The sequence below is a fragment of the Nocardia puris genome (assembly GCF_003315035.1).
Lineage (GTDB): Bacteria > Actinomycetota > Actinomycetes > Mycobacteriales > Mycobacteriaceae > Nocardia > Nocardia puris.
The window spans coordinates 13427-38317 of record NZ_QNRE01000002.1 but is presented as its reverse complement, the minus strand read 5'-3'; the positions used below and the strand labels follow the sequence as shown (position 1 = coordinate 38317).

Genomic DNA, 24891 nt, shown 5'->3' with positions numbered 1-24891 from the left:
ACTTTTCGGGGAGCGACGCAACGGTGCTCGCGGACCGGATTTCCGCGCGATCGGCCGCTCGGCCCGGCGGGTCTGGTGCCGGGTCGAGCGGCCGCGTTCGCTACGCCAGGTGGCGCTTGCCCCGCCCCTGGGCGAGGTCCAGCTCCAAGGTGACCGGGATGGCGGTCACCTCGAGGGCTTCGCGCAGGCGGGCGACCGCGTGGCCGAGGATCCGCTTGCGCAGTTCCGCGATATCGGCGAAGGTCTCGGCGGTGACGGTCAGGTGCAGTTCCGGCGCGTCGCCGGGGCCGGAGAGCCACGCGGCGGCCGAACGGACGCCGGGGTAGCTCTCGATGTCGTCGGCGACGGCGTCGGCGGCCGTCCCGGATTCCAGGGTCGTTGTACCGGTTCCCGTATCGGTGCCGACGCGCCACACCTCCGTTTTCGGCATCCGGAACAACTGCGCGAAAAGCCAGCGCAGGCACAGCAATCCGAGCACCACCGCGCCGGCGATGGTCACCCACAGCACCCACGTGGGCGGCCCGCCGGTGCCCGGCACCAGGGGTGCGTCGGAGTCGACCCAGCCGAGTCGCCCGTAGTGCGCGACCAGTGCCAGCACACCCGCCGCGATCAGCGCGGCGCCCACGAGTCCGATCAGGCCGCGGTTCAGCTTGGCCGGACGATTGATCGCGCTCATTGCACACCTCGCTTACGGCTCGCGTGCACGCTGGCGCGCACCCGCCGCACGGGTTGCGGCCCGATCTCCTGCACCCGTCGGGTGAGCAGATCGCACACGGCATCCGCCATGCCTTCGGACTGCGCCCGGTCGGTGTGGGCCGAAACCTTCACGCCCTTGCGCTTCACCTTGATCCGCGCCTTGCGCACGCCGTCCATCCCGGTCGCGGTCTCCTGCAACGCGGTGCGCAGGCCGCTGCGCGTGACGCCACCGCGCAGCCCTTGCTCCTCCGCGAGCGGCAGCAACAGCGCGCGTCCGGGCAGCACGGCCACCGCCAGCAGCAGCAGACCGACCACCACGGCCGCGATGCCCGCGATCAGTACGGGCACCTCGTTCCAGGTGATGCCGTGCAGTTCGGTGGCGATCCGATCGTAGGAGACGTACTCGCGCGTCCCCGCCAAGCGCTGGCCCGCCCACACCCCCACCGCGACGCACCCGGCCAGCAGGAGCAGCGCGAGCAGGGCGGCGGGCACCGCTCGGCGGGGCCTGCGGATCACCGCACCCTCCGTTCGACGACGGCGGATTCGCTGACCAGCGCGCCGATCACGATGTCCACCCCGGTCACCGCCAACCCGGTGAGTTCGGTGGTGCGGCGCAGCACGTGCGCGCGGCACGCGTCGGCCACCCGCCCCACCGGGGCGGGGTAGACGACCGGGATCCGCAGATCCAGCGCCGTGCGATCGCCGGTGACCCGCGCCTCGGCGTCGACGTCACGCCCCACACCGGCCACCTCGCGGGCCGCCTGCGCCGCGATGCGACGCACGGCACGGCCCGCGACGGTGGTGAGGCCGGGCAGCTCCGCTGCGGCGGCCGCGGTGGTCATCGCCTGCTCCGGCGCTGCGTGGAGCGCACCAGACCGGACAGGTCGAGCTCACCGTCGAACCAGCGCCCGACGAGCAGTCCCAGCGCCCCGAACACCAGGACGATGGCGAAGGCGCCGAATCCGCCGAACGCCGCGGCGAAGCCGAGCGCGAGGCCGACGGCCAGACAGATCGTTGTCGCGTTCACAACGGACTCCTCTCCCAGCGGATGGGTGGGTGGTTACTGCACCCGGCCGGTCGGGGCGGCGGTGGTGGCGTCGTCATCGTCGTCGCCCGGGATGTAGACGTCGTTGACGTTGATATTGACCTCGACCACCTCGAGCCCGGTCATCTGCTCGATCGCGGTGATCACGTTGCGGCGCACCGTGCGCGCCAGTTCGGCGATGGCGACGCCGTACTCGACGACGATCTCCAGGTCGACGGCGGCCTGCGTCTCGCCGACCTCCACCGAGACGCCCTGGCCGATGCTGGCCGACGCGCCGGGGATGCGGTCGCGGATCGCGCCGAACGCGCGCGCCGCGCCGCCGCCGAGGTCGTGCACGCCCCGCACTTCCCGGGCGGCGAGGCCGGCGACCTTCTGGACCACCACGTCGGCGATGGTGGTGGTGCCCTGGTCGGTAACCAGGTCATTGCGCTTCTTGGCGGGGGCGTTCGGCGCCGCCGCGGCCGCCGTGTTCTTCGAGGTGTCCTTCTCGGTGGTCGCCGTGGTCATGGTTCCTCCTGATTTCCGTTGTGGTGCAGTGGATATCGGACCTACATCTCTGTCGACACCGGCCGTGCCGCTTTCGTCACGCATCGGTTGTGTGAACTGAGTTACCCACTATTCGCCGTCGAACGCGGCCGCGTCGAGTTCGGTGACCACCAAGCGCAGCGGGGCCGCGGCCAGCGCGGTGCCCGCCAGCGCGTCGCGGACCGCCTTCTCGGCCAGGACCAGCAGCGGCGGCAACGGCAACACCGCCGCGATCACCCGGACCTCCACCGCGTCGGCCGCGAGATCCACGGCGTAGCGGCGGGTGTCCCACGGCCACCAGGCCGGGTCCTCGGCGCCCAGCGGCGTGGCGGGCCGCAGCCCCGCCACGTCGTCGAGTGCGGCCAGGACCGCGTCCGCGAGCACGGACGTCTCGTCCCGCCGCATCACGCCTCCGGCTCGATATCGAGGATCGTCACCGTCACCGCGTCGATCTCCTGTCCCGTCTGCTCGGCGACCACCCTGGTCACCTCCCGCTGCACCGCCGCGCCCACCTCGGCGGCGTGGGTGTCGGCCGCCAGCACCACGTCCACCTCCACCAGTATCGCGCCGGCTGCGGTGCGTCGGGCCCGGACGCCTTCCGCCGCAGCGGGTTCCGTGCCCGCGAGGCGTTGCCGTCCGGCCCGGACGAAGGTGCCGACCAGTCCGCGCACACCGGGCTCGAGCCGCACCACGCCCGGCGCCGCCGCGGCCGCGCGCGCCGCGACGGCCGCGATCACCGCGGGTTCGACCACCGTGACGGTGACCGGCGCCGTCATCGGCGGTCCTCCTTCGGCTTCCGGTACACATCGGTGACGGTGACGTCCAGGCGCGCGGCCACCAAGCCGATGCGCGCGGCCAGCGCGGCGCGCACCCGCTCCCGCACCAGCGGCACCACCTCGTCGACCTGCGTTCCCGGAAAGCCCACGGCCACCGCGATTTCCACATCGGCCAGCAGCTCGCCGTCCGGTCCTTCGCCGACCGTGCGCACGGCGCAGTGCCGGGCGTGGACGCCGGGCACGGTGTCGGCGGCGTAGCGCAGCACGGCCGCGACCGCCTGTTCGCTCACCTCGACCCCACCGGGCTCGTCGGTGGGCAGGGCCAGGGTGCGTCCGCGCCGCGCCTCCGCGCGGACCGCCGACATGATGCGCGTGACGAGGTCCGGTGGCGGCTCCTCCGGTTCCTCGATCAACTCCCTGGTCGCGGACCGCAGGGCGCGCAGGCTCTCGCGCGCGGCCCGGCAGTGCGGGCACGCGCGCTCGTGCTCGTCGCCCAGGCCCGCCTCGACCGCGTCCAGCCGCCGCCACACCCGCTCCAGGTCGCGGCCGCACGGCAGCAGGTACTCCCGCTCGGTCGTGTCGTTCACCGCCATGGCTGCATCACCTCGAACAATTGGGCGCGTGCGCGGGCGATGCGCCCGCGCACGGCGGTCGTGTTGGTCTCGACGATCTCGGCGATCTCCTCGTAGGACAGGCCGTGCACTTCGCGCAGCAACCAGCAGGCGCGCTGTTCGGGCGTGAGCCGCGTCAGCGCCTCGGTGAGCGCTTCCAGCTGCGAACTGATCTGCACGGCGTGGTCGGGCCGGGTGTCGGCGCGCGGCGATTCGGCCGTGTCCAGGTCCACGTCGACCTGGGGCCTGCGCGCCCGGATGACGTTCAGGCAGCGATTGGTGGTCATGCGGTACAGCCAGCCGACGAACGCCTCCGCATCGTGCAGTTGGTCCAGTCGCCGCCACGCGTTCAGGAACACCTCCTGCACCACGTCCTCGGCGTCGGCGCGATCGGCGAGCATCCGCACCGCCAACCGGTACATGGGCGCCTGATAACGCACCACGAGTCGCTCGTAGGAGCGCATGTCGCCGTCGCGGGCCCGCTCCACCAGCGTGACCTCGTCGGGCGTCACGGACGCCTCCGCATCGATCGCCGTCACAGCACCTCCTCCACCGCTCGTAGTACCGACACCGTGGCGCACCGAACGTCACGCGGAATTATCCGTGACCGGTGTCTCATCGTTTGCCACGTGAGCTTTCCGCGCGTCGCGGTGTCTGTATCGGTTGTACGCCCGGAAACGCCGGGTGTGCCGATACGAGGAGGAGGACGCGATGTCGTTCAGCGACAAGGTCGGCAACAAGGTGGACGATCTCGGCGGCAAGGCCAAGGAAGCCGCGGGCAACGCGACCGGCGACGAGGATCTGCGCAACGAGGGCAAGGCCGATCAGGCGACCTCGGCGATCAAGGGCGCGGTCGAGGACGTCAAGGACGCGGTCGGCGACGCCGTCGACAAGGTGAAGAAGACTTTCGATCGGTGATAGCCGGGCGGTAGCGCCGTAGCGGCGCACCCCGGCACCGCTCCGCGGAGCGGCACGAAAAGACCACGCCTGGCTGCCGCGAGCCAGGCGGGCGGGGCGGGACCATCCTCAGGGATGGTCCCGCCTTTGTGCGTTCGGGGGCATCCCTTCAGCTACCAACCAGCAACGCGAATGTCCGCGCGACACACCGGAATACGACGCGCCGGGTTGTGATCACGAATGCGGGAAACCCTCCCCGCGACGGCGAGTGGAAGCGAGAATGATAGCGGCCGACTACCGGCCTCCTGGGGACGCATCGGCTGTCTTGCCCGAACGAAACACGTAGGGAAACACGATGAGAGTCAAGAAATTCACCGCCACCGCCGTGCTCGCGATCGGGGCCACCGGACTCGCGGCCGGCGCCGTCCACGCCCAGCCCTCCTCCCCCGCCGACGCGCCCGTGAGCGTGCACGGCGTGGACCGGGGCGTCACCTACGCCGCCGCACCCACCGCGAACGGGACGGGCATCGTCACCACCGTCACGGGTGGCGCGTTCTCCGTGAGTGGTGACGCCAAGGCCGTCACCCTCACCGACGCCGCGGGGCAGGTCGTGGCCACGCTGCCGCTCGGATTCCACGCGCACGGCCAGACCTTCGGCCTGTCGCCGGCGATCACCGACGCGGGCCGCACGCTCACGCTCACGCCGGTGAACGCGCCCGCCGCGACCACCCAGCACCTGGCGCAGATCGCCGAACCCGACGACACCGTCGCCCGCAAGCAGTACAACGCGGGCATCGGGGCGCTCATCGGCGCGGGGATCGGGGCCGTGATCGGCTTCTTCCTCGGCGGCGTCGGCGCCCTGGTGACCGTGCCGATCGGCGCGGGGATCGGAGCGCTCATCGGTTTCGCCACGCCGTGATCGACGGAAAGCGCACCGCCGCAGCCGTTCCGATGCGGCGGTGCGTGTCGTTCCTGGATAGGGTCGGCCGCCGACCCGAACGACGACGGGGCGCGACCAGCCGCGCGCACCTGCGATGCGCGGAATCGATCGCACCCCCACAGCCACCGAAGTAAGGTTAGGCTCACCTCCATGGTGACGGCGAACGTGGACGACGTACATCCGATGATCCGGCGGGCGCGGGAGATCGCCGATAACGTGCTGTTCCCGGCCGCGGGCGAGGTGGATCGCCGCGGCGAGGTGCCGGGTGAGCACTGGGAACTGCTGGCCCGCGAGGGTTTCTACGGACTGGCGGCGTCGGCGGGCACCGGGGAGCTCGGCGTCCCGGAGATCGTCGAGATCCTGGAGACCCTGTCCGGCGGCTGTCTGTCCACCACTTTCGTGTGGATGCAGCACAACGGCGCGGTGCTGGGGCTCGCCGGAACGGAGAACACCGCGCTGCGCGACCGGTACTTCGACGGGCTGGTGCGCGGTGCGATCCGCGCGGGCGTCGCGTTCGCGGGTGCGGTCTCGAATCCGGCGAAGCTGTTCGCCCGCGAGGTCGACGGCGGGTACCTGCTCAACGGCGACGCGCCGTTCGTCAGCGGCTGGGGTGTGGTCGACCTGCTGCAAGTGTCGGCGCGCGACGACAGTTCGGGCACCGATCTCGTGGTGAACGGCTTGGTCGACGCCGCGACCGGGGACGGATTGTCCGCGCACACCCTTGAATTGGTGGCCGGGCAGGCCACGAGCACCGTGCGCCTGAAGTTCGAGGACTACCTGCTGCCCGCCGACCGCGTCACCGGCACCGCCCCCTACAGCGATTTCCTGTCCTACCAGGCGTTCGGCTCCCGGCTCAACGGCTGCGTCGCCTGCGGTGTCGCGGGGCGCGCGATCCGGCTGCTGCGCGAAGCCGGACAGGAGACGGCCGCGGCCGCGCTCGGCAAGCGCCTCGACGCCGCCCGCTCGGCCCTCGACGCCGCACTCGCCGCCCCCGACACCATGCCCGCCGCGCGGGCGGCCGCCGCCGACGTGGCATTGCAGGCGGCGGGCGCGCTGGTAGCCGCGGTCGGCGCGCCCGCCCTGCTCGCCGGCCACACCGCCCAGCGCCTCGTGCGCGAGGCCACCTTCACCCTCGTCGCGGCCAGCAGACCGGACATGCGCGAGCACCTCCTGACCCTGCTCGCGGACTAGATCGTCTACACGGCGCGCATCAGGCGGCGCTGGTGAGCTCGGCGCCATCGGAACGCAGGGGCGTCGTGACCGATCCACACGGCGATGCCGAGCAGTTCGATCGTCTATCACGCGCCGACCTGTCGAAGGGCAAGCCGATGGACGGGTCCGCACCGGCCCGCTCGTGGGGACGGTGAGCGCGAGCGTGCTCTCCTACGGCAGGCGCAGCCGGAGGCCCAGGGTCCCCGGGTTTCGCCAGACTCACTCGCGGTACTCCGCGCGGGGCCGAGAAACCGCGCTACCCGGTCGCGACGCCGACCGCGTCCTCGAGTTCGCTCAGTCCCTCCTCCAGGTGGAGCAGGAGGCGCTGGAGGTGGGGGACGGAGCGGCGGCAGCCGACGATGCCGAAGTCGAGGTTGCCCGCGTTGTCGGCGAGGGTGATGTTGAGGGCTTGGCCGTCCAGGGCGATGGACAGCGGGTAGTTGCCGTCGAGGCGGGCGCCCTGCCAGTACATGGGTTCGCGTGGGCCGGGGACGTTGGAGATCACCAGGTTGAACGGCGGTTTGGTCGCGTTCACGAAGCCGGGCACGGCGGCCAGCGCCAGCGGGGACATCGTCACCGCCGACAGGGCGAGCGCCTGGGCGCGCGGCAGCTGGGCGAAGATCTCCTTGCCCGAGCGCATGGACGAGTTGATCAGGGCGAGCCGGTGGATGGGGTCGGCGACGTCGGTGGCCAGGTTGCACAGGATCGCGCCGACCATGTTGCCGCCCGCGTCGGCCTCGTGCTCGGAACGCAGCGAGACCGGCACCATCGCGATCAACGGATCGTCGGGCAGGGCGTCGCGCTCGAGCAGGTAGGCGCGCAGGGCGGCCGAGCACATGGCGAGCACCACGTCGTTGATCGTCACGCCGGTCGCCTGTTTGACCGCCCGGATCCGTTCGCGGGGCCAGGATTGCGCGGCGCACCGCCGCGCGCCGCCGATCGGCACGTTGAACATGCTGCGCGGCGCCGCCGAGCGCAGCACGCCCTGGCTCTCGTCCAGTGCGGCGCGCGCCAGGGCCAGTGTGCCGGGCGCCATCCCGGCGACACCGCGCACGGCGCGCCTGATCGCGCCGAAAGGCGAAGCGCCGCCGTTGGATTCGACCGCGTCGCGCGGCGGGCGGCGCAGCGTCCACGGCACCTTGATCTCGCCGTCCGGTTCCGTGGACAGCGATCGGATCAGCAGCCGCTGCGCGGAGATGCCGTCGATCAGCGCGTGGTGCAGTTTGGTGTAGATCGCGAACCGGCCGTCGGCCAGCCCCTCGACGATGTGCTGTTCCCAGAGCGGGCGGTGCCGGTCCAGCAGGCCGCTGTGCAGCAGCGAGGTGAGTTCCAGCAGTTCCCGGATACGGCACGGCTGCGGTAGCGCGGACCTGCGCACGTGGTAGTCCATATCGATGTCGCGGTCGTAGCTCCACGAGAGGCTCGAGATGCCGCCGAACAGCCGGCCCGGCCGTTTCCGGAACGTGGGTTGCGGATCGTCTGCCGCCGCCAGCGTCTCGTACAGGGTGTGCACGAAATCCGGGCCGGCGCCCGCGGGCGGGTCGAACAGCTGGAGCGCGCCGACATGCATCGGATGCTCCCGCGACTCCCCCAGCAGGAACACGGCGTCGGCCGGTGCGATCAACTCCATACCCAGGGCCTCCTCGCCGAGCGCGCACCGCCCTGCCCGGACCAGGTCCTGGCACCGCCACGGCGCGATTCCTACCGGGAGTATTTCAGAAATGCGCGGGCGGGTGGGCGGTTGCCGAATATCAGCTGAGGTGGGTGGTCCGGCGGTGTCACCGGCGTGCCAGTGTCCGGTGCGCGGGCCCGGCATAATCGGTGCCGTGTCGTCCGATGCCGCTCCCCCGCAACCGTTTCCGCCCGTCGACCCGTACGAGGAGGGCCTGTTGGACGTCGGCGACGGTCAACGGGTGTATTGGTCGGTGAGCGGGAATCCGGAAGGTGTGCCCGCACTCCTCGTGCACGGCGGGCCCGGGAGCGGGTCGAGCCCGGGCAGCCGGCGGGGGTTCGATCCGCGGGTGTACCGGATCGTGCAGTTCGATCAGCGGGGGTGCGGACGGAGCGAGCCGCACGCGTCCGATGTGCGAGTGAGCTTGGCGCACAACACGACCGAGCACCTGATCGCCGACATAGAGGCGCTGCGTACGCATCTCGGGATCGAGCGCTGGTTGCTGTACGGCGGATCGTGGGGTTCGACCTTGATCCTCGCCTACGCCGAGCGATTCCCGGAGCGGGTGAGCCGGATCGTGCTCGTGGGGGTTACCACCACGACGCCCGCCGAGATCGAGTGGCTCTATCGCGGGGCGGGCCTGCTGCTGCCCGACGCGTGGGAGCGCTTCCGCGATCACCTGCCGCCCGGCGAGCGCGACGGCAACCTGGTCGCCGCCTACGCGCGCCTGGTCAACCACCCGGACCCGGCCGTGCACGAGGCCGCCGCCCGCGCCTGGTGCGCGTGGGAGGACGCGGTGATCGCGCACGAATCACAGGGCAAGCCAGGGCAATACAGCGCCAAGCCCGAGGCCGCGCGGCTCGCGATGGTCCGCATCTGCACGCACTACTTCGCCCACCACGCCTGGCTCGCGGACGGCCGGCTCCTGCGCGACGCGCACCGTCTCGCCGGCATCCCCGCCACCCTCATCCACGGCCGCCTCGACCTCTCCGCCCCGCTGCGCACCGCCTGGGACCTCGCCCGCGCCTGGCCCACCGCCGACCTGAACATCATCGAGGACTCCGGCCACACCGGCAGCCCCACCCTCCGCGACACCGTCCTCACCGCCCTCCAAGCGCACAGCACCGAGTGACTGCTCACAATTAGGTCGACCGACCTACTTTTGCCGCTACCCTCGCGAAGGTCGCTGACGTAGCACCCGGGGGCCGTCATGGACGGATCGCAGTTCGCCCGCACCAAGCGGGTCATGTTGTGGACAGATCTCGGTTTCCTCGCGTACTGGCTCGCGACGGCGTTCGGCATCGTGAGCGATCTCGCATACCGTAGGGTTCGCTTTCACTTTCCGCCGTCGGCAAACCCCCGCGAATCCCGGCGTGCGGGCTCCGATTCGGGTCGTGCGCAGCCACACCGGACGGGGCGGTGTTTTGTGCGATCTCCCGAAACGGTGCGACGGCGACCTGGGAATCAATAGTGAGGTGACAGGTTCTTCGGGAGCGGGATTGTGAATGCGACCAATGTTGGTTTCGCGCTGTGCTGATCTTGATCCGGCCCGCGATATGTTTCGCGCGGATGGTGCCGTCGACCACGGCCACCGGGCAGCCCAACGAGACGGACGAAAGGATTCCGGCCTGCCGCCGTCTCGCTGCGCTCCCCGTCCCCGCTCCATCAGTCGGTGCGCCGACGCCGTCGCGGTCCCTCATCCCGCGGGTGACCGTCGGCGCTACCCCCTGCCCGAAAGAAGATCGTGTCCAGAGTCCCTCCGCGCTTCCTCCTTCTCGTCACAATCCTGTGTCTCGGGTTGATCGGCGCGCCCGCGAGCGCCGAACCCCTGTACCCGCACCAAGATCCCGACCCGTTCTTCGCCCCGCCCGCCGACCTCGGCTCCTACGCCGCCGGTGACGTGGTGCGCGCCCGCCAGATCGACACCGGCCCGTACGTGGGCACGACGGGCTGGCAGGTGGCGTTCCGCTCCACCAACTCCGGCGGCAAGCCGATCATGGCGATGACGACCGTGCTGATGCCGATCGGCGTCGACAAGCCGCCGCTGGTGTCGTACCAGGCGCTGATCAATTCGCTGGGCACCAGCTGCAATCCGTCGCGGTCACTGTTCAACGGCGAGTTGCAGGACGCGCCCGGCGCGATGCTGCCGATCGGTCGCGGCTGGGCCGTGTCGCTCCCGGATTACCTGGGCCCCAACGTCGCCTACGGCGCGGCGAAGCTGAGCGGCATGGTGACCCTCGACAGCGTGCGCGCGGTGCGGAAGGTCGCCGAGCTCGGCCTGGCCGACTCGCCCGTCGCCCTCGCGGGCTACTCCGGCGGTGGTATGGCGACGGCGTGGGCGGCGGCGCTGCAACCCACCTACGCTCCCGAACTGAAGATCACCGCCGCCGTCGCGGGCGGCATCCCGGCCGATCTCGAGCAGATGGCACTGGGTCTCGGCTTCGACCCGCATCCCGGTTTCGGCCTGGCCTTCGCCGCCGCCATGGGACTGGAGCGCGAATACCCGGAGCGCCTGCCGATCTCGGATCAGCTCAACGAGAACGGCCTGTGGTTCCGCGAATTCACCCACGACGCCTGCCGTCGCTTCCTGCTCTTCCACGGCGCGTTCCGCAGCGCCGAGCAGATGGCCGCTTCCAAGAGCCTGATGGACAGCCCGGCCGCGCGAGAAGTCCTGCGCGAGAACAGCTTGCGCCGCTACTCCGGCACGCCCACCGCCCCCACCTACCTCTGGCAGGGCCGCTACGACACCCTGACCCCGTTCGACTCCGTGGAGGAAGTGGTCCAGAAGTACTGCGCGGCAGGCGCTCCCGTGAAACTGGCCACCTACGACATCGCCGAGCACATGACCGCCGCCGTCGCCGGTTTCGCCGACGCCTGGAACTACGTCGAGTCGCGATTCAAGGGTGAGCCCGTCCCGACCAGCTGCTGAGCCGACGCCGCAGTGCCCCGTAGGTCCACCGACCTTACGGGGCATTGTCGTTCGACACGCCCCCGTCGTGCGGATCAACCCCCAGCTCGGCGCTGCGATATGCCGGTCGTAAAGTCGGCCGCCGCGCGCCGCGAAGTGGATGCGGTTGCGGACCGGTGACAACTTCGCGTGCCACTCACAGCTGATGGCGGACCCGGCGAAATCGACAGTACGCTGACGCGTGGCCTTCGCGTTTTTGTGCGTATTCGGGCTCTCGGGCGAGCAGACCACGCCTGCTTCGATCTGCATGCGTCTCTGACGCTGATCCGGACGTGATTCCTCGGCCCAGACCCGTACCGCGTGGTCGTCGAGACCGGCCAGGTTCGCGATCGCCTGACGTCGCACTTCGAGTGCGGCACCATTGAACCGCGCGATCTGTCGCCAGATGTTCTCGGCGAAAGTCGTATTCGGAAAGGGAAGGTGTTGGTGCTCAGCCTTCCTTGGCCGGTTCCAGTTGATCGAGGGTGTAGTCGGCCAGCACCACCGACCAGCTCTCGAACAGCGCCCGATTGATCGGCGACAGGCGTTCGGAGCCGTGCGGCCATTTCCGGAATGCGTGGGCACCGAACACATACGTGGCGTTGCGCATCGCCCGGACGAACTCTTCGAACCATCTGTCGATCTGCGCGGACGGTACCTGGCCTTCGGAATCGATCAACTCCGCGGTCTTGTCGAGCAGACTCTCCAGCGTGCCGTACTCGTCATAGGCTTTGATGTCGTTCAACCGGCGGAACGCGAGGAAGCGCAGCACCGCCTCGCGGTCATGCATGCGCACGTGGTTGCGAAGCACACCGCCCGTCGCCTCGGTGAACTCGTCCTGCGAGGCACACAATTTCAGCAGATCACAGCTGCGGTTCCGGCTCATGCAATGCCGGATCTCCATCGAATTGAGTGGCTCACCACCGGTGTTGATTCGTTTGAAGATGTTGTACTCGACATCGCTCGGAATCGACGGGTCGATCACGTGGACAACGATCTGAACGTTGAGGAGCCGGCGACGCAACGGTGGAGTCAGGTCCTCGAACCACAAGCCGTCCACGCCGTCCAGGTACTCCAGGTCGCTCAACGCGAAATCGCTTCTCCGAGCGAAGTTGTGGATCGTCGACAGCCGCTGGAGCCCGTCGACCACTCTCAATATCCCTTCACCATCTTCGGCGAAATAGACAGCGGGAAGAGGAATCTGAAGCAGCAGGCTCTCGATCAACCGGGACTTCTGCCATGACCGCCACACACGGTTCCGCTGAAATCCGGTGCCAGCTCCAGATCGTCGTCATCGATCATGTCGAGCACGTCGCGCAACGCGAACTGCCTGGTGGTCACCCGGATCTTCTCCGGATCCCACGGCTCGAGCTCCACCTCGGGCCGAGCGCCGAGGTCCGGCTCCACCTCCACGCCGGTGGCAGCACCCTCGAAAACCTCTTCCACCGCCCGCCCCGGTTCGAACGAAGCGCCGAATGCTCCAGTTGCCGACATGGGGCGGAGCCCAGCCGAGCGGCCACCCGGATCGGCATTTCCGAGGTGCGCCGCCACCATCACGCGCACTCTCCTGCACCCAGTGGCCGCCGCGGAACGGCAAGGTAGCGACGGACCTGCGACGGCAACGGGTCCGAGCGTGCCATCACGGTCGCACCGACCGGCGCCCGCTCACCGCCGCGTGGCGCGGTACCAGGTGATGCGGCCGAAGCGACGGAAGGCGCGGGAGGAGGTTTCCGCGCAGTCGAAACCGTTGTCGCTCAGGAGGTTCGGGATGGCGTCGCCGAGGTTCTCGGCGAGGTGGGGGTTGCGGTGCATGCGCCGGGCGACGCGGCCGTCGGTGGGGGTGGGGTGGCCGGCCACGTCCACGAGGTGCAGGCGGGCGCCGGGGCGCAGCACGCGGTGGAGTTCGGCGGCGGTGGCGCGTTTGACGTCGGAGTCCAGGTGGTGCCACATGAAGGCCGAGAGAACGCGGTCGAACGAGGCGTCCGGGAACGGGAGTTCCTGGGAGTAGGCGCGGTCGAAGCGCACGTTCTCGCGGTGCTTGCGCTTGCGTTCGGCGCGGGCGAGGGCGCGTGGGTCGGGGTCGGTGCCGACGAGGCTCGCGCCGGGTGCGGCGTCGGCCGACAGGAGGGTGAGATTTCCGGTGCCGCAGCCGATTTCGAGTACCTCGGCGCCGGGCGCGAGTTCGGCCTGGTCGACCAGCGTGCGGTGGATGCCGCGCACACCGAGCAGCCGGGTGAAGAGGTCGTAGACCGGCAGGAAGGCGTCGTGCCCCGCAGCGGGCAGATAGTCGTGCTTGTTGCCCATGGTGCGCGAGTGCGGAGAATTCTTCGTCATGGAAACCATGGTGATAGCCAGATCAGAGCCATAGTTGGTCGATTCTCGACAGTAGTAGGACTATCTTTGGTTCCATGTCCAGCTTCGCGCAGCCGGTCCGGTTCGAGGCGGGCGTGCCGGTGTACAAGTACCCGGTCGAGCCGGACGCGCCGCCGTTGCGGCTGGTGCGCTTCACGCCGCACACCCGGCCGGCGGACGGGCGCCCGCATATCCACGACTTCCCGCTGTTGCTGTACGTGTGGCGCGACGGCGGGGAGCTGCGGCATCGCGCGGGCGAGCGACCGATGCGCGCCGGCGACGTGCACGTCATCGCGCCCGGCGCGGTGGTGGACGGCACCGGCGTCGCCACCTACGAGGGCGTGTACGGACTGTTCTTCGATCCAGGCGTGTTCGGCGGACCGGCGCAGGCGCTGTGGCCGGCGTGGCGAACCCATCCCCTGCTGTTCCCGTTCATCCACGGCACGCCGGGCGGCATCCTCTCCCTCCGCGTGCCGGAGAGTCGGCAACCGATGTGGCGCAACACCTTCGAGTCCATCGAGGACGAGTTGTCCGCGCGCCGGACGGGGTACCGGGAGGCGGCCGTCGCCCTGCTCAGGCTGCTCCTCGTCGACGTGGGCCGCCTCACCGCCGATGTGGTCGAGGAGCTGCGCCGCCACAACGAACCGCTGCTGGCGGCGGTCTTCGACGTGATCGAAACCCGCTTCCCCCAGCAGCTCTCGCTGCGCGACGTGGCCGACGCGGTCGGCCTCACCCCCGCCTACCTCACCACCGTCGTCCGCAAACGCACCGGCCGCACCGTTCAGTCCTGGATCGTCGAACGCCGCATGACCGGAGCGCGACACCTGCTCACCGACACCGACCTACCCGTCAACGACATCGCCCGCCGCGTCGGCCTCCCCGACCCGGCATACTTCACCCGCGTCTTCCGCCGCGAACACGGTCGCACACCGCGAGCCTGGCGGGAACGCTCGGCACTCGACCTCGGCGACGAATAGCCGCATCGCGTCACGTATTCCGAGCGAGCTCCCCCGCACGGCCGCAACTGTGCGCGAACCACCGGTTCGACACCGAGCCGACTTCGCGTGAGTTCCGGCGTCGCTACACCGGGTGCGCCCGCAGACAGTCCGGGCACCGTACATTCCCGTCCGGAATCGCATCGGCCCAGGAGCGCCCGTGTGGAAGGATGCGATCCGCGTTGCCGCACACCGCCTTTCCGGTACCCGCGGCGACGGCATGCGCGATGGGCGGACCGTCGATGGTGAACCGGTATTGCGAATACGGACGGTCCGCGTCCGGAGGGATATCCGGGTCGTGTTCGACCCGGACGTTCCCGAAGAACCACATCTCATACTCCATGCACTCCCCCTCAGGACTCGGCGGCGAACGCCAGACCGCGTTCAGCGAGCGCTTCACCCAGAATCCGCACGGCTTTCGGCCCGACGCCGTGCAGGGCGAGCAGATCGGCTTCCGAGCGCGCGGACACCGCCGCGAGGGTGGAGAGTTCGGCGGTGCGGAGCGCGCGGGTGGCGGCCTTGCCGATGGATGGCGGGAGGTCGCCGGAAGTCGCGGCACCCGAGGTGATCGAATCCAGTTCGGCAGCCAGGCTTTTCGGCGCGCGATACTTCCATGCGGCCATCACCAGCGCCCACAGGTGCTGGCCATCGGCGTCGCGCAGCGGAATCTCCGCGCCGATCGTGCGGCCCGCGTGAGTCAGGGGGCGGGCATCGGCGTATCGCTCCACCGCCGGGCCCACGTCGCCCGCGGGCAGCCGCAGCCGGACGGTGCCGTCGGCGGTGAGCGATACGAACTCCTTGTTCCGCACCGAGAACACCACCGCACCGGCACGGCTGCTCTCCTCGACCTCCGGAAAGGTGGAGGCCGCCTTGCGCAGGACCGCTCGCGTCGTCATACCCCGATGCTAGGACCCGCTACCGACATCGCCACCCCCTGAGGCGAGCGGAACCACCCTGAGACCGTGTCCTCCCCAGGGATGACACCCGGTGGACGGATTTCCCCCGCGCGGGCGACGCGCGGGCGCCCGCGCGCGGACCATGCTTGACCATGCTCTTCCACCGCCTCACCCGCCGCGGACTGCCGCTCGGCGCCGCGATCACCACCGCCGCGGCACTCGGCACCGGGCACCCGCGTCCGGCTCCCGCACCGCAGCCCGCGCCACCACTCCGACGCGCGGACGCCCGCGCACCGCACCGCACCGGACCGCAACGCTGACCGTTCAGCGCAGCGGTGCGGTGGTGGTGTTCGAGCGCCCGACGTATTCGTCGTTGATCAGGTGATACGCGTGCCCCAGATCGGTGAGCGCCCGCCGCCAGTACGAATCCGCTTCGCCGCCCGCGGGATTGCCGGTGAGGGTGAGCAGCACCTCGGTGGCGCCGGCGGACCGGGCGGCGGCGTCGAGCAGCACCGGCGCGGGATCCACCGTGGCATCCTCGGCCAGCGCGTCGATGCGGTCGTGCAACCAGCGCGCGTCGGTGCGCGCCTGATCGGTCGACCGGCCCGGTACGGCGGCGCGCTGTAGCTCGCCGGTCACCACGCGGTGCACCATGTCCAGCAGCCGGGCGTGTTCGGCCGCCGGGTCCAGGGGCCTTGCCGGATCGGGCCACGGCTCGGGCTGGATGTGCAGGATGGCGAGGACGGCCCGCAATTGCGCGATGGTCACCACGGTCTCGTCCCCTCACCAGTGAACGTGCTCGTCACCGTCCACCCCCTCCTCGCGACCGGACACGTGCGCGTGCGTACCGAGCGCGAATAGTGTTTGCCAGGACTTCACTGAACGAGGCCAAACTATACAAACTTCGGCCCCGCGTCTCGGGAATCAACCCGATCAGCACCCGGCGGAACACGGCGGGGTCCCCTGCGGGCGGGCATCGCTCAGGCCGCCGCGCGCATCTCCCGGCCGAGGGCCTGCTCCCGCAGGGTCGCCAGCGTCTTGGACAGGATGCGCGACACCTGCATCTGGGACACGCCGAGCCGGTCGGCGATCTGGCTCTGCGTCTTCGTCTCGAAGAAGCGCATGACGAGCACGCGGCGTTCGCGTTCGGGCAGCCGCGCGATCAGCGGGCGCACCGCCATCGCGTCCTCCAGCAGCCGGTAGCAGGGCTCTTCGGCGCCCAGGGTGGCGACCGCGGCGGGCGCGGTGCCCTCGTCGGATTCGCGGGTGCCCACGTCGAGCGAGGTGCTCTGGTAGGCGTTGCCGGCGATGAGCGCCTGGGTGATCTCCTCGAGGTCCACCTTCAGCTCCTCGGCCAGTTCGCGCGCGGTGGGCATGCGACCCAGGCGCTGCGAGAGGGTCTCCGTGGCGGGGCCGATCTGCTGGCGCACCTCTTTGAGGCGGCGCGGCACCCGCACCGACCAGGTGCGGTCGCGGAAGTGGCGGCGCACCTCGCCCATGATCGTGGGCACGGCGAAGGCCAGGAAGGAGTTGCCGCGCGCGACGTCGAAGCGATCCACGGCCTGCACCAAGCCGAGCCTGGCGATTTGGTGCAGGTCGTCGAACGCCTCGCCGCGCCCGGCGAAGCGCCGCGCGACGTGTTCGGCCAGCGGCAGGCAGATCCGCACGATCTCCTCGCGCAGTCCGGCGCGGTGCGGGTCGCGCTCGTCGAGCGCGGCGAGCTTCTCGAACCACGGTTCGACCGACTCGTAGGTGTCATCGCTCACGGTGGTTTCCGTCGATTCGCGATTCATCCGAAGGACCTCGTTTCCACTGAATTCGACTTCCCCCGGGATACCCGGCCGGGCCGTTACCGAAACGTGATCAGAGGTTCGTTATCGGGCGAAACGGACACCGGAGCGCCCACTACCTGCGCGAACACCGGCTCAAAATTTTTGCGACCCCACGGTTTCATACCGCCGAAACGGGCGATGCCCCGCGATTCGGGGTACCGAACCACGGGGCATCGCACCGGTCACCGTTTGCCGCTGCGGGCCCGCCTGCGCGCCTCCTGCATTTCCTGGAGTTCGCGCTCGAGCGCGTCGGCGATGCGGAACTGTCCGGTGTCGTAGATGCCGGTGGAGCGCACCACCTCGTGGTAGGCGCCACCCGGATCCGGCGGCGGCACCGTGCGCTCCTTGCCCGCGCGCGCCGGTTCGGCCGGGGCCTCGCGGCCGGGCGCCTCCGTCCGCGCGGTCTTCGCCGCGGACGTGCGAGCGGACACCTTCGTGACGGTATCCTCCGCGCGAGGAGCGGGTTCGGGCGTCACCGCGGCGCGGGTCGCGACCTTCGCGGCGGGCTTCGGCGCGGAGCGCACGGGTTCGGTCACCGCCGCCGAAACAGGCTCGGGCGCCGCGGACTTCACCGGGGTGGGTTCGAACACCTTCTCTGGCACCGGCTTCGCAGTGATCGGTTCGGGCGCGATCGGTTCGGGCGCTACCGGTTTCGGCGCGGCGGGCTTCGGGGTGGCCGCGACGGGCTCGGCGGCCGCCGCAACACGCTTCGCGGCCGGCGCGACGGACTTCGCGGTCTTCGAGGCGGCGACGGGCTTCGGCGTGGCCGATTTCGCGGCCACCGTCTTCACGCTCTTCGCCGCCACCGTCCGCACCGGCTCGGGGTCCACGAATTCGGGCTCCACCGGCTCACTCTCGGCGACGGTCGGCCGGGTGGCGGCCGAAACCCGGCGCGGCTCTTCGGCTTCCACCTCGCGCCGCCCGGATTCGGCTGCCACGACGCGCTTCTCGGCGACCGGCGCCGGGTCGGGCACCTCTTCGGCGAAGTCCTCGACGGCGTCGTCGACCTCGTCCGGCACCTCCTCGTCGAGCACCTCGACGTGATCCTCGGCCGCGGCGAGCGCCTGGCGCGGTTCGGGTGGCGCGACGAGTTCCGGCGGCGGGGTCGGCCGTAACGAGATCAGCCTGCGCCGGATCTCCTCGGCCGGGTCGGGCAGATCGCGAATCTGCTCGGTGGCGCGGGCGATGGCCAAACCGTAACGGGCGCTTGCCGCGTCGTGGATGAGCAGCGCCACGCCGATCATCACCGGCGCGATGGCATGCGTGCCGACCTCGTACCACTCCCCCGCGCGCACATACGGGTAGGTGTTCAGACCGACCGTCAGGCCCAGCAGCGCGATCTCGGCCGCGGCGACCTGGCCGCGGTTGTCCATGACGCCCCACTCGGCCACCTTGTTGGTGCCGATCATGATGATGATCAGGCAGACGCTGATCATGCCCTCGAGCAGGTAGCTGAACCAGAACAGCGGATCGCTGGGCCCGCCCGGCGCGATGTTCTGCTGCACGTTGACCGCCGACCACAGCATGCCCGCGCCGACCACGCCGGCCAGTGCCCGCAGCGACCACGCGCGATGCCGGTAGAGGGAGGCCAGTTTGGCGTGGGGGCTGGATTCGCGCCGCTGAGCGGCGATCGCCTTGCGGGCGACCAGCAAATCTCGCATATCGGCCTTCGCGATCTCCTCCGCGGTGAGCCTGGACCGGTCCGAGGCGGACGCGGCGGCCTGCACCTCTTTCCAGCGCTGCGCGCGTTCCTGCTCCCTGATCCGTTCGGCGAGTTCGCGCTCGGCGTGGAGTTCGTCCTCCGACAGCGCCTCGGTCAGGGCCGGGTCGAATTGGTAGGCGAGCCGGCCGCGTGCCTTCTCGACCCGGCGCGCCAGCTGCGTGACCTCGTCCTCGATGGGGTGCTCGATGGTCACAACGACCTCCGCCCCGGGAGATCCGATGGCAGGCAAGTGATCACGAGTGTGAGCAGCACCCCACATTCATAGTCCATGGGGGCGTGTCGGCAAAACTGTAGGTTTGCCGAATTTCGAATCGCCCCGGCGCGTCGGCCCCGCCGGACCCCGCGAACGGCACGCGAGGGTGAAACGATGCGTCCCGCGAGACCGACAGAGGGGTTGACAGACGGAAAGGGGCTCCACCATGGTCCGACGTGTTCTCGGCGGTGCTTTCGCCACGGCGCTCGCCGCCACCGCCCTCACCCTGGCGGCGGGTACGGCCGAGGCCCGTCCCGCCGACTGCCGCACCACCAACACCGGCACCGGCGGCACTTCCGAATGTTTCGGCGGCGACGGCAGGCACCGCGTCCAGGTCGACTGCTTCGGCCTCACCGGTCTGGCCATCGCCCAGGGCATCACGTTGCCCTGGATCGGCGGCTGGAGCCAGCTCGGCCCCGTCTCCCCGGTCGGCACCCCCTCCCACCAACCCTGCGCGGGCGGCGGCATCCCCTGGGAACTCGGCGTCTCCACCGACGTCCGCGGCCTCTGCGAATCCCGCGACCCCAGCTGGCCCGAACACTACGTCCACTGGCTCCCCTGCTGAAGGTCGCAGATGATCCTGCCGCGCAACGACTTCCGCGTCAGTCGAGGTCCACGCCGGGGAGGCGGCGCGTGCCGGTGCGGATTTCGGCGATGAGATCGTCGTAGGCCCAGCTCAATTCGTGGAGGCGCTGCTGGGAGTCGGCGAGGCGGTCGTCGCAGCCGCGGGCCAGGGCCAGGTAGGTGAGGACGGCGAGTTGGGCGAGGCGGTCGACGACGGTGCCGACGCTTTCGGTGTGCAGGGGCGCTTCCGGGCTCGGGGGTGGGGTGAGCAGGCCGACCCAGCGGTCGATCTCGCAGACGAGCCGGGCGCGCTGCCAATCGATATCGGACGTCTCGGCGGTGCCGGCCTCGCGCTGCTCGTGCAGCCGGGACAACTGGTGGGCGGCCGCCAGCAGCGGATCGTCCTCGTCGAGAACGCCACACACGGCCCGCAACACCAGTTCTCGTGACGGCAGCGCTGTTCCGCCGCCCTCGCTCGTCACCACCCGCACCACCGTTCTGCCGACCGACGACCCCGACATCGCACCTGCACTCCACGTATACGCGCCGCCTGCGTCCGGCGGCGAACCTCGCGTCGACTCCCCCTGACATTCGTCCCAGGAGTCGCGCTGGATAGGTCCCCGGCGCGCGCATCCCCATTGCCGCCCAGTCACTTCCGGCCGCGCGGCCACCTGCGGCGTGTCGGCCGGAAGCGACCTCCGGCCGGGGCGTACGATGTGAGGTCACGTCCGACGGCCCGTCCCCCGGCGGGCCCGTGGTTCGCCAGAAGCGGAGGTGATCGCCAGTGGCCGACCGGATCCGCGTCCGCCCACTCGACCGTTCCACTCCGGTGCGCCCGTGCTGAGGGCGCCGGTCGTCGTCGGCATCGACGCCTCGGAGGATGCCCTGCACGCCACCCGGTGGGCGGCGATTGACGCGGCGCTGCACGACGTCCCGCTGCGCATCGTGTGCGCGGTCGGCGAGCCCGACGAGGCCGACGCCGAGGAGTTGCGCGCCCACCGCGAGCGCTACCTGGAGAACGCGCGCGACGCGCTGGCGATCGCCGCGGAGGTGGCGACGGCCGCCGCCGAACCGATCACCGAGATCGAGGTGACCGCCGACCTCGTGGACGACGCCCCCATTCCCACACTGTGCGCCGCGGCGACCACGGCCCGGCTCGTAGTGGTCGGTTCCCGCGGACTGGGCGCCTACCACCGCAGCCTGCTCGGTTCGGTGAGCACCGCGCTGGCCAGGCACGCACCCGGTCCGGTCGCGATCGTCACCGGTCCGCCGCCGGACCGGACGGCTCCCGTGGTGGTGGGCGTGGACGCGTCACCCCAGAGCGCGCGGGCGGTCGCGCTCGCCTTCGACGAGGCCGCGCGCCGCGGCGTCGAACTGGTCGCCGTGCACGCGTGGACCCGCTACCTGCGCCACGCCGAGGTCGCCGACTCCCAGCGCGAGGGCGCGCGACTCCTCGAGGAGAGCATCGCGCCCGCGCTCGCCGAGAACCCCGAGGTGCGGGTGCGGCGGGTGGTGGCCGAGGACCGCCCGGCGCGGCGGCTGCTCACCGAATCGGCGCACGCGCAGCTCGTGGTGGTGGGCAGTCACGGCAAGGGCGGGTTCGCGGGGATGACGCTCGGCTCGACGTCGCAAGCCCTGTTGCACAGCATCGACTGCCCGCTCATCATCGCCCGCCCGGAGCACTGAGACCGAAGGCTCAGGCGGCGATCCGCCCGGACGCGGCGGACACGCGCACCGCGGCCGCCTCCGATCGGTGCCGGGACCGGAGGAACTCCACCCGCTGACCCTCGACGAGGGTGCGGTAGCCGGCCATCTCGATGCACGAGAAGTCGACGTAGACGAGGGCGCGCGGGTCCCCGTCGGCGGTGATGAATCCGAAACCCTTCGGTGCGTCGAACCACGCGACCGTGCCGCGTGACCAGCTCACCGTTCCCGACCGTGCCGGCGTCATGGGCTCACCTCCGGTTGCGGGCCGCCCCGGTTCGAGCAGCCGGTGCCAGCGGGTTTCCCACTCACCGGAGATTGAAACAAAAATAGCCTCTGACCTGGGGTGATCAGTCCAGCACCGCGGTGGCCTCCACCTCGACCAGCAGATCGGGCTCGCCGAGCGCGGCGACGCCGAGCAGGGTGATCGGTTTGACCGGGTCCACGCCCAGTTTCGCGGCGGCGCGCGCGACGCCCTCGCCGAGCAGCGGGTACTTCTCGGCGTTCCAGTCGACCACGTAGATGGTGAGTTTGGCGACGTCGTCGAACGAGCCGCCGACCTCGGCCAGCGCGGTCGCCACGTTCAGGTACGCCTGCTCCACCTGGGCGGCGAAATCGCCCTCGCCGACCTTGTTGCCCTCGGCGTCGCGGGCGACCTGCCCGGCCAGGAACACCAGCCGCGACCCCTGCGCGATCGAAAGCTGGCGGTACACATCGGGTTTCGGCAATCCCTCGGGATTGACCAGGGTGACGGCCATGACCGCTCCTTCATGTCGGATCGATCCGCTTCACGCGGCTCGTTCTATAGCATAGCTATGTTATGTATCATCGGTCCATGCCTCGGGCGAGAAATCCGGAGATCCGCGCGCTGCTGCTGGAGCGGGCCGCGGCGATGTTGCGGCGTCGCGAGGCGGTCACCCTGCGCGGGCTGGTCGCGGGCACGACGGTGTCGACCATGGCCGTCTACACCTACTTCGACGGCATGGACGGGCTGTGGAAAGCGTTGCGGCAGGAGGGTTTCGTGCGCCTCTCGGCGAAACTGAGCGAGGTGCCCGAGACCGCCGATCCGGTGCGCGATCTGGCCGCGCTGGGGGCCGCGTATCTGGACAACGCACTGGAGAATCCGGACCTGTACCGCGTGATGTTCGACGCGGGTTTCGAATTGGAGGACACGGCGGCCGCCGACGCGAGCTTGCACAAGCTCGTGGTCGCGGTCGGCCGGGCGACGGCGGCCGGACGATTCCGCGAGGACGTGGACGCGCTCGAACTCGCCACGCAGACCTGGGTGGTCGGCCACGGCCTGGCCTCGCTCACCGCCACCGGCCCGCTCCCCCACGAGGCGCTCGGACTCGCGGTGCCGATGCTCACGGCCCTGTTCGTCGCGGCGGGCGACGATCCGGAGTGCAGCCGGGCATCGGTGGAGTCGGGGTGGGTGCTCGGCGCGACGGCCGACGCTCACCCGCCTGGAGGGTGAGCGACCGGGCGTCGAACCGTCAGTCCCCGAACAGGATTCGGCGCGCCACCGCCCGCGCCTCTTCCGGCGTGGTGGTCGACAGCACCGCTTCCCCCGCGCGGCGGCAGGCGTCCTGCGTCACCGTGGCCAGCGTCGCCCCGACGGCGGCGACGGCCGGCGCCGCGGCCGACAGCGACGTGACGCCCAAACCGGTGAGGACGCAAGCCAATACGGGATCGGCGGCGGCCTCGCCGCAGACGCCGACCGGCTTGCCCTCGGCGCGTCCGGCCGCCGCCGTGCGGGCGACGAGTGCGAGCACGGCGGGCTGCCACGGATCGGTGAGCGCCGCCAGCTCGGGCGACATGCGGTCGGCCGCCATCGTGTACTGGGCCAGGTCGTTGGTGCCGATCGAGACGAAATCGACGCGGGCCAGGATCGCCTCGGCCAGCAGGGCGGCGGCGGGCACCTCGATCATCACGCCCGCCACCAGATTCCGCGCCCGCGCCCGCGCGGCGAAATCCTCGGCCTCGGCCGGGGTCGCGATCATCGGGGCCATCACCCACGGCCGGGCGGTCCGGCCGGCGCCGGCGGCCGCGACGGCGTCGAGCTGGCGGTCCAATATCCCGGCGTCGCGGGCGGCGATACGGATGCCGCGCACGCCCAGGGCCGGGTTGGCCTCGTCGGGGTGGGTGGCGAAGCGCAGCGGCTTGTCCGACCCGGCGTCGAGCGTGCGCACCACCACCTTCCCGTCGGGGTAGGCGTCGAGGACCTCGCGGTAGATCGCCTCCTGTTCGGCCACGGTGGGTTCGGAATCCCGGTCCAGGAAACACAATTCGGTGCGAAACAGGCCGATGCCCTCGGCGGCGGTCTCCCCCGCCGCGCGGGCGCCCGCCCCGTCCTGCACGTTCGCCAGCACCTCCACCCGGTGGCCGTCGGAGGTGGCCCCGGGCCCGGTCCACGCGGCGTTGCGCACGACGATCGCGCGATACTCCGCGACGAGGCGCGCGGCCTCGCGCGGGTCGGGCCCGACGGTCACCGAGCCCGCGCCGCCGTCCACCAGGACCTCGGCCCCCACGGGCACGTCGTCGAGCCCGGCGACGCCGACCACGCAGGGGATGCCGAGCTGGCGGGCGATGATGGCGGTGTGGCTGGTCGCGCCGCCGAGCGAGGTGGCGATGCCGACGACCAGCGCGGGATCGAGCCCGGCGGTGTCGGCGGGGGCCAGATCCTCGGCCAGCAGCACGGACGGCCGCTCGGGCGTGGGCACGCCGGGCTCGGGCGCGCCCGCCAGCTCCGCCACCACGCGGTCGCACACGTCGCGCAGGTCGGTGACGCGTTCGGCCATCAGGCCGCCGAGGCGGGTGAACAGCGTGGCGAACTCCTCGGTGGCGGCCGACGCGGCGGCCGGGGCCGGGTCGCCCGCGTCGATGCGTTTGCGCGCGGCCGCGAGCCAGCCCGGATCGGCGGCCATCGCGGCGTTCGCGGCGAGCACCTCGGCGGCGGCTCCGCTCGCGGCGGCGGCCCGTTCCCGCAGGCGGGCGGCGACGGTGGCGGCCGCGGCGCGCAGGGCCTCCGCCTCGGCGTCGCGATCGGATTCCGGAATCGGGCCCGTTCGGACATCCGCGGACACGCGGGGCGCGGGCCGCACGACCGGGCCCACGGCGATGCCCGCGACCGCCGGAATACCGGTCAGCACCATCTCCACCTGCTGAGATTCCATCGTCATCGTTCTCCTCCACACCGCTGTCGAGCGAGCCGGGCGGTCATGCGACCACATCACCGTTGTGATCCAGACTAC

At 70.9% G+C, this 24891-nt stretch carries 31 protein-coding genes; 10 read left to right on the top strand and 21 right to left on the bottom strand.

Annotated elements, in window-relative coordinates; all coding sequences use genetic code 11:
* Positions 1-100: 100 nt before the first annotated feature.
* The 9 genes from DFR74_RS05730 to DFR74_RS05690 all read right to left on the bottom strand — a co-directional run bounded on the left by DFR74_RS05730 (position 101) and on the right by DFR74_RS05690 (position 4192).
* Complete coding sequence (locus tag DFR74_RS05730; RefSeq protein WP_067514623.1) at positions 101-676, bottom strand: Asp23/Gls24 family envelope stress response protein; 576 nt, start codon at positions 674-676, stop codon at positions 101-103.
* A complete protein-coding gene (locus DFR74_RS05725) occupies positions 673-1212 on the bottom strand; it encodes a DUF6286 domain-containing protein (protein ID WP_067514621.1) in 540 nt (179 codons plus the stop codon). Before DFR74_RS05725 ends, DFR74_RS05730 begins: the two co-directional genes overlap by 4 nt.
* Positions 1209-1538 (bottom strand): Asp23/Gls24 family envelope stress response protein, encoded by a 330-nt coding sequence (locus tag DFR74_RS05720; RefSeq protein WP_067514620.1) that lies wholly within the window; start codon positions 1536-1538, stop codon positions 1209-1211. Before DFR74_RS05720 ends, DFR74_RS05725 begins: the two co-directional genes overlap by 4 nt.
* Complete coding sequence (locus DFR74_RS05715; RefSeq protein ID WP_067514618.1) at positions 1535-1723, bottom strand: hypothetical protein; 189 nt, start codon at positions 1721-1723, stop codon at positions 1535-1537. The genes DFR74_RS05720 and DFR74_RS05715 overlap by 4 nt, the downstream gene beginning before the upstream one ends.
* A gap of 33 nt (positions 1724-1756) precedes the next feature.
* Positions 1757-2248 carry an Asp23/Gls24 family envelope stress response protein gene (locus DFR74_RS05710; RefSeq protein ID WP_067514616.1) on the bottom strand — a complete coding sequence of 164 codons (492 nt, stop codon included), beginning with the start codon at positions 2246-2248 and terminating at the stop codon, positions 1757-1759.
* 108 nt (positions 2249-2356) lie between these two features.
* Positions 2357-2671 (bottom strand): hypothetical protein, encoded by a 315-nt coding sequence (locus tag DFR74_RS05705; RefSeq protein ID WP_067514614.1) that lies wholly within the window; start codon positions 2669-2671, stop codon positions 2357-2359.
* Positions 2671-3042, bottom strand: coding sequence for an Asp23/Gls24 family envelope stress response protein (locus DFR74_RS05700; RefSeq protein ID WP_067514612.1), 372 nt, complete (start codon positions 3040-3042; stop codon positions 2671-2673). The genes DFR74_RS05705 and DFR74_RS05700 overlap by 1 nt, the downstream gene beginning before the upstream one ends.
* Positions 3039-3635 carry an Asp23/Gls24 family envelope stress response protein gene (locus DFR74_RS05695; RefSeq protein WP_067514610.1) on the bottom strand — a complete coding sequence of 199 codons (597 nt, stop codon included), beginning with the start codon at positions 3633-3635 and terminating at the stop codon, positions 3039-3041. Before DFR74_RS05695 ends, DFR74_RS05700 begins: the two co-directional genes overlap by 4 nt.
* Complete coding sequence (locus DFR74_RS05690) at positions 3626-4192, bottom strand: RNA polymerase sigma factor (RefSeq protein WP_084538249.1); 567 nt, start codon at positions 4190-4192, stop codon at positions 3626-3628. The genes DFR74_RS05695 and DFR74_RS05690 overlap by 10 nt, the downstream gene beginning before the upstream one ends.
* Before the next feature lie 172 nt (positions 4193-4364).
* On the opposite strand from DFR74_RS05690, the gene DFR74_RS05685 reads away from it, so the two are divergent.
* From DFR74_RS05685 to DFR74_RS05675, 3 genes are all read left to right on the top strand, one after another.
* The gene (locus tag DFR74_RS05685) at positions 4365-4571 is read left to right on the top strand and encodes a CsbD family protein (protein ID WP_067514633.1); all 207 of its coding nucleotides are present in this window, start codon (positions 4365-4367) and stop codon (positions 4569-4571) included.
* 334 nt (positions 4572-4905) lie between these two features.
* Positions 4906-5469, top strand: a complete 564-nt coding sequence (locus DFR74_RS05680; RefSeq protein ID WP_067514609.1) for a hypothetical protein — start codon at positions 4906-4908, stop codon at positions 5467-5469.
* A gap of 171 nt (positions 5470-5640) precedes the next feature.
* Entirely contained in the window at positions 5641-6681 is a 1041-nt protein-coding gene (locus tag DFR74_RS05675; protein ID WP_233444432.1) for an acyl-CoA dehydrogenase family protein, read from the top strand.
* 277 nt (positions 6682-6958) lie between these two features.
* Here the strand turns inward: DFR74_RS05675 and DFR74_RS05670 are convergent, their stop codons facing one another.
* Positions 6959-8332: a WS/DGAT/MGAT family O-acyltransferase gene (locus tag DFR74_RS05670; protein WP_067514447.1), complete on the bottom strand. Its 1374-nt coding sequence runs from the start codon at positions 8330-8332 to the stop codon at positions 6959-6961.
* Between the two features lie 196 nt (positions 8333-8528).
* Here DFR74_RS05670 and pip point away from each other — a divergent pair, with 196 nt between their 5' ends.
* Together pip and DFR74_RS05660 are read left to right on the top strand one after the other, a co-directional pair.
* A complete protein-coding gene (pip, locus tag DFR74_RS05665) occupies positions 8529-9506 on the top strand; it encodes a prolyl aminopeptidase (protein WP_067514445.1) in 978 nt (325 codons plus the stop codon).
* A 609-nt stretch (positions 9507-10115) separates the two neighbouring features.
* Positions 10116-11303, top strand: coding sequence for a lipase family protein (locus DFR74_RS05660; protein ID WP_407675261.1), 1188 nt, complete (start codon positions 10116-10118; stop codon positions 11301-11303).
* A gap of 469 nt (positions 11304-11772) precedes the next feature.
* Here DFR74_RS05660 and DFR74_RS05655 read toward each other — a convergent pair whose 3' ends face one another.
* The 3 genes from DFR74_RS05655 to DFR74_RS05645 form a co-directional block, all read right to left on the bottom strand.
* Positions 11773-12546 carry a DUF262 domain-containing protein gene (locus tag DFR74_RS05655; RefSeq protein WP_232331937.1) on the bottom strand — a complete coding sequence of 258 codons (774 nt, stop codon included), beginning with the start codon at positions 12544-12546 and terminating at the stop codon, positions 11773-11775.
* On the bottom strand, positions 12543-12815 hold the full coding sequence (locus tag DFR74_RS05650; protein ID WP_147265744.1) for a hypothetical protein: 273 nt from the start codon (positions 12813-12815) through the stop codon (positions 12543-12545). The genes DFR74_RS05655 and DFR74_RS05650 overlap by 4 nt, the downstream gene beginning before the upstream one ends.
* Before the next feature lie 171 nt (positions 12816-12986).
* Positions 12987-13655 (bottom strand): class I SAM-dependent methyltransferase, encoded by a 669-nt coding sequence (locus DFR74_RS05645; RefSeq protein WP_067514449.1) that lies wholly within the window; start codon positions 13653-13655, stop codon positions 12987-12989.
* A gap of 74 nt (positions 13656-13729) precedes the next feature.
* Between DFR74_RS05645 and DFR74_RS05640 the strand changes: the two genes are divergently transcribed.
* Positions 13730-14650, top strand: a complete 921-nt coding sequence (locus tag DFR74_RS05640) for a helix-turn-helix transcriptional regulator (protein ID WP_067514441.1) — start codon at positions 13730-13732, stop codon at positions 14648-14650.
* A 371-nt stretch (positions 14651-15021) separates the two neighbouring features.
* Here DFR74_RS05640 and DFR74_RS36965 read toward each other — a convergent pair whose 3' ends face one another.
* Positions 15022-15564 (bottom strand): helix-hairpin-helix domain-containing protein, encoded by a 543-nt coding sequence (locus tag DFR74_RS36965; RefSeq protein ID WP_067514438.1) that lies wholly within the window; start codon positions 15562-15564, stop codon positions 15022-15024.
* 152 nt (positions 15565-15716) lie between these two features.
* Here DFR74_RS36965 and DFR74_RS35840 point away from each other — a divergent pair, with 152 nt between their 5' ends.
* Positions 15717-15884: a hypothetical protein gene (locus tag DFR74_RS35840; protein WP_170160705.1), complete on the top strand. Its 168-nt coding sequence runs from the start codon at positions 15717-15719 to the stop codon at positions 15882-15884.
* A gap of 4 nt (positions 15885-15888) precedes the next feature.
* Here the strand turns inward: DFR74_RS35840 and DFR74_RS05625 are convergent, their stop codons facing one another.
* The 3 genes from DFR74_RS05625 to DFR74_RS05615 all read right to left on the bottom strand — a co-directional run bounded on the left by DFR74_RS05625 (position 15889) and on the right by DFR74_RS05615 (position 19312).
* The gene (locus tag DFR74_RS05625) at positions 15889-16332 is read right to left on the bottom strand and encodes a hypothetical protein (protein WP_067514436.1); all 444 of its coding nucleotides are present in this window, start codon (positions 16330-16332) and stop codon (positions 15889-15891) included.
* 212 nt (positions 16333-16544) lie between these two features.
* On the bottom strand, positions 16545-17357 hold the full coding sequence (locus DFR74_RS05620) for an RNA polymerase sigma factor SigF (protein WP_067514434.1): 813 nt from the start codon (positions 17355-17357) through the stop codon (positions 16545-16547).
* A 221-nt stretch (positions 17358-17578) separates the two neighbouring features.
* Entirely contained in the window at positions 17579-19312 is a 1734-nt protein-coding gene (locus tag DFR74_RS05615; RefSeq protein WP_067514432.1) for a hypothetical protein, read from the bottom strand.
* A gap of 226 nt (positions 19313-19538) precedes the next feature.
* On the opposite strand from DFR74_RS05615, the gene DFR74_RS05610 reads away from it, so the two are divergent.
* Complete coding sequence (locus tag DFR74_RS05610) at positions 19539-19937, top strand: hypothetical protein (RefSeq protein WP_067514430.1); 399 nt, start codon at positions 19539-19541, stop codon at positions 19935-19937.
* Between the two features lie 37 nt (positions 19938-19974).
* Here DFR74_RS05610 and DFR74_RS05605 read toward each other — a convergent pair whose 3' ends face one another.
* Positions 19975-20421: a DUF4254 domain-containing protein gene (locus DFR74_RS05605; RefSeq protein ID WP_170160704.1), complete on the bottom strand. Its 447-nt coding sequence runs from the start codon at positions 20419-20421 to the stop codon at positions 19975-19977.
* A gap of 352 nt (positions 20422-20773) precedes the next feature.
* Here DFR74_RS05605 and DFR74_RS05595 point away from each other — a divergent pair, with 352 nt between their 5' ends.
* On the top strand, positions 20774-21622 hold the full coding sequence (locus DFR74_RS05595; RefSeq protein ID WP_067514427.1) for a universal stress protein: 849 nt from the start codon (positions 20774-20776) through the stop codon (positions 21620-21622).
* Positions 21623-21632: 10 nt separating this feature from the next.
* Here DFR74_RS05595 and DFR74_RS05590 read toward each other — a convergent pair whose 3' ends face one another.
* Together DFR74_RS05590 and DFR74_RS05585 are read right to left on the bottom strand one after the other, a co-directional pair.
* Complete coding sequence (locus DFR74_RS05590; RefSeq protein WP_067514425.1) at positions 21633-21887, bottom strand: cold shock domain-containing protein; 255 nt, start codon at positions 21885-21887, stop codon at positions 21633-21635.
* A 103-nt stretch (positions 21888-21990) separates the two neighbouring features.
* Positions 21991-22398, bottom strand: a complete 408-nt coding sequence (locus DFR74_RS05585; RefSeq protein ID WP_067514423.1) for a RidA family protein — start codon at positions 22396-22398, stop codon at positions 21991-21993.
* Between the two features lie 77 nt (positions 22399-22475).
* On the opposite strand from DFR74_RS05585, the gene DFR74_RS05580 reads away from it, so the two are divergent.
* Complete coding sequence (locus DFR74_RS05580) at positions 22476-23114, top strand: TetR/AcrR family transcriptional regulator (protein WP_067514421.1); 639 nt, start codon at positions 22476-22478, stop codon at positions 23112-23114.
* A gap of 19 nt (positions 23115-23133) precedes the next feature.
* On the opposite strand, the gene ptsP is transcribed toward DFR74_RS05580, so the two are convergent.
* Positions 23134-24819: a phosphoenolpyruvate--protein phosphotransferase gene (gene ptsP / locus DFR74_RS05575; protein ID WP_113974981.1), complete on the bottom strand. Its 1686-nt coding sequence runs from the start codon at positions 24817-24819 to the stop codon at positions 23134-23136.
* Between the last annotated feature and the right edge of the window lie 72 nt (positions 24820-24891).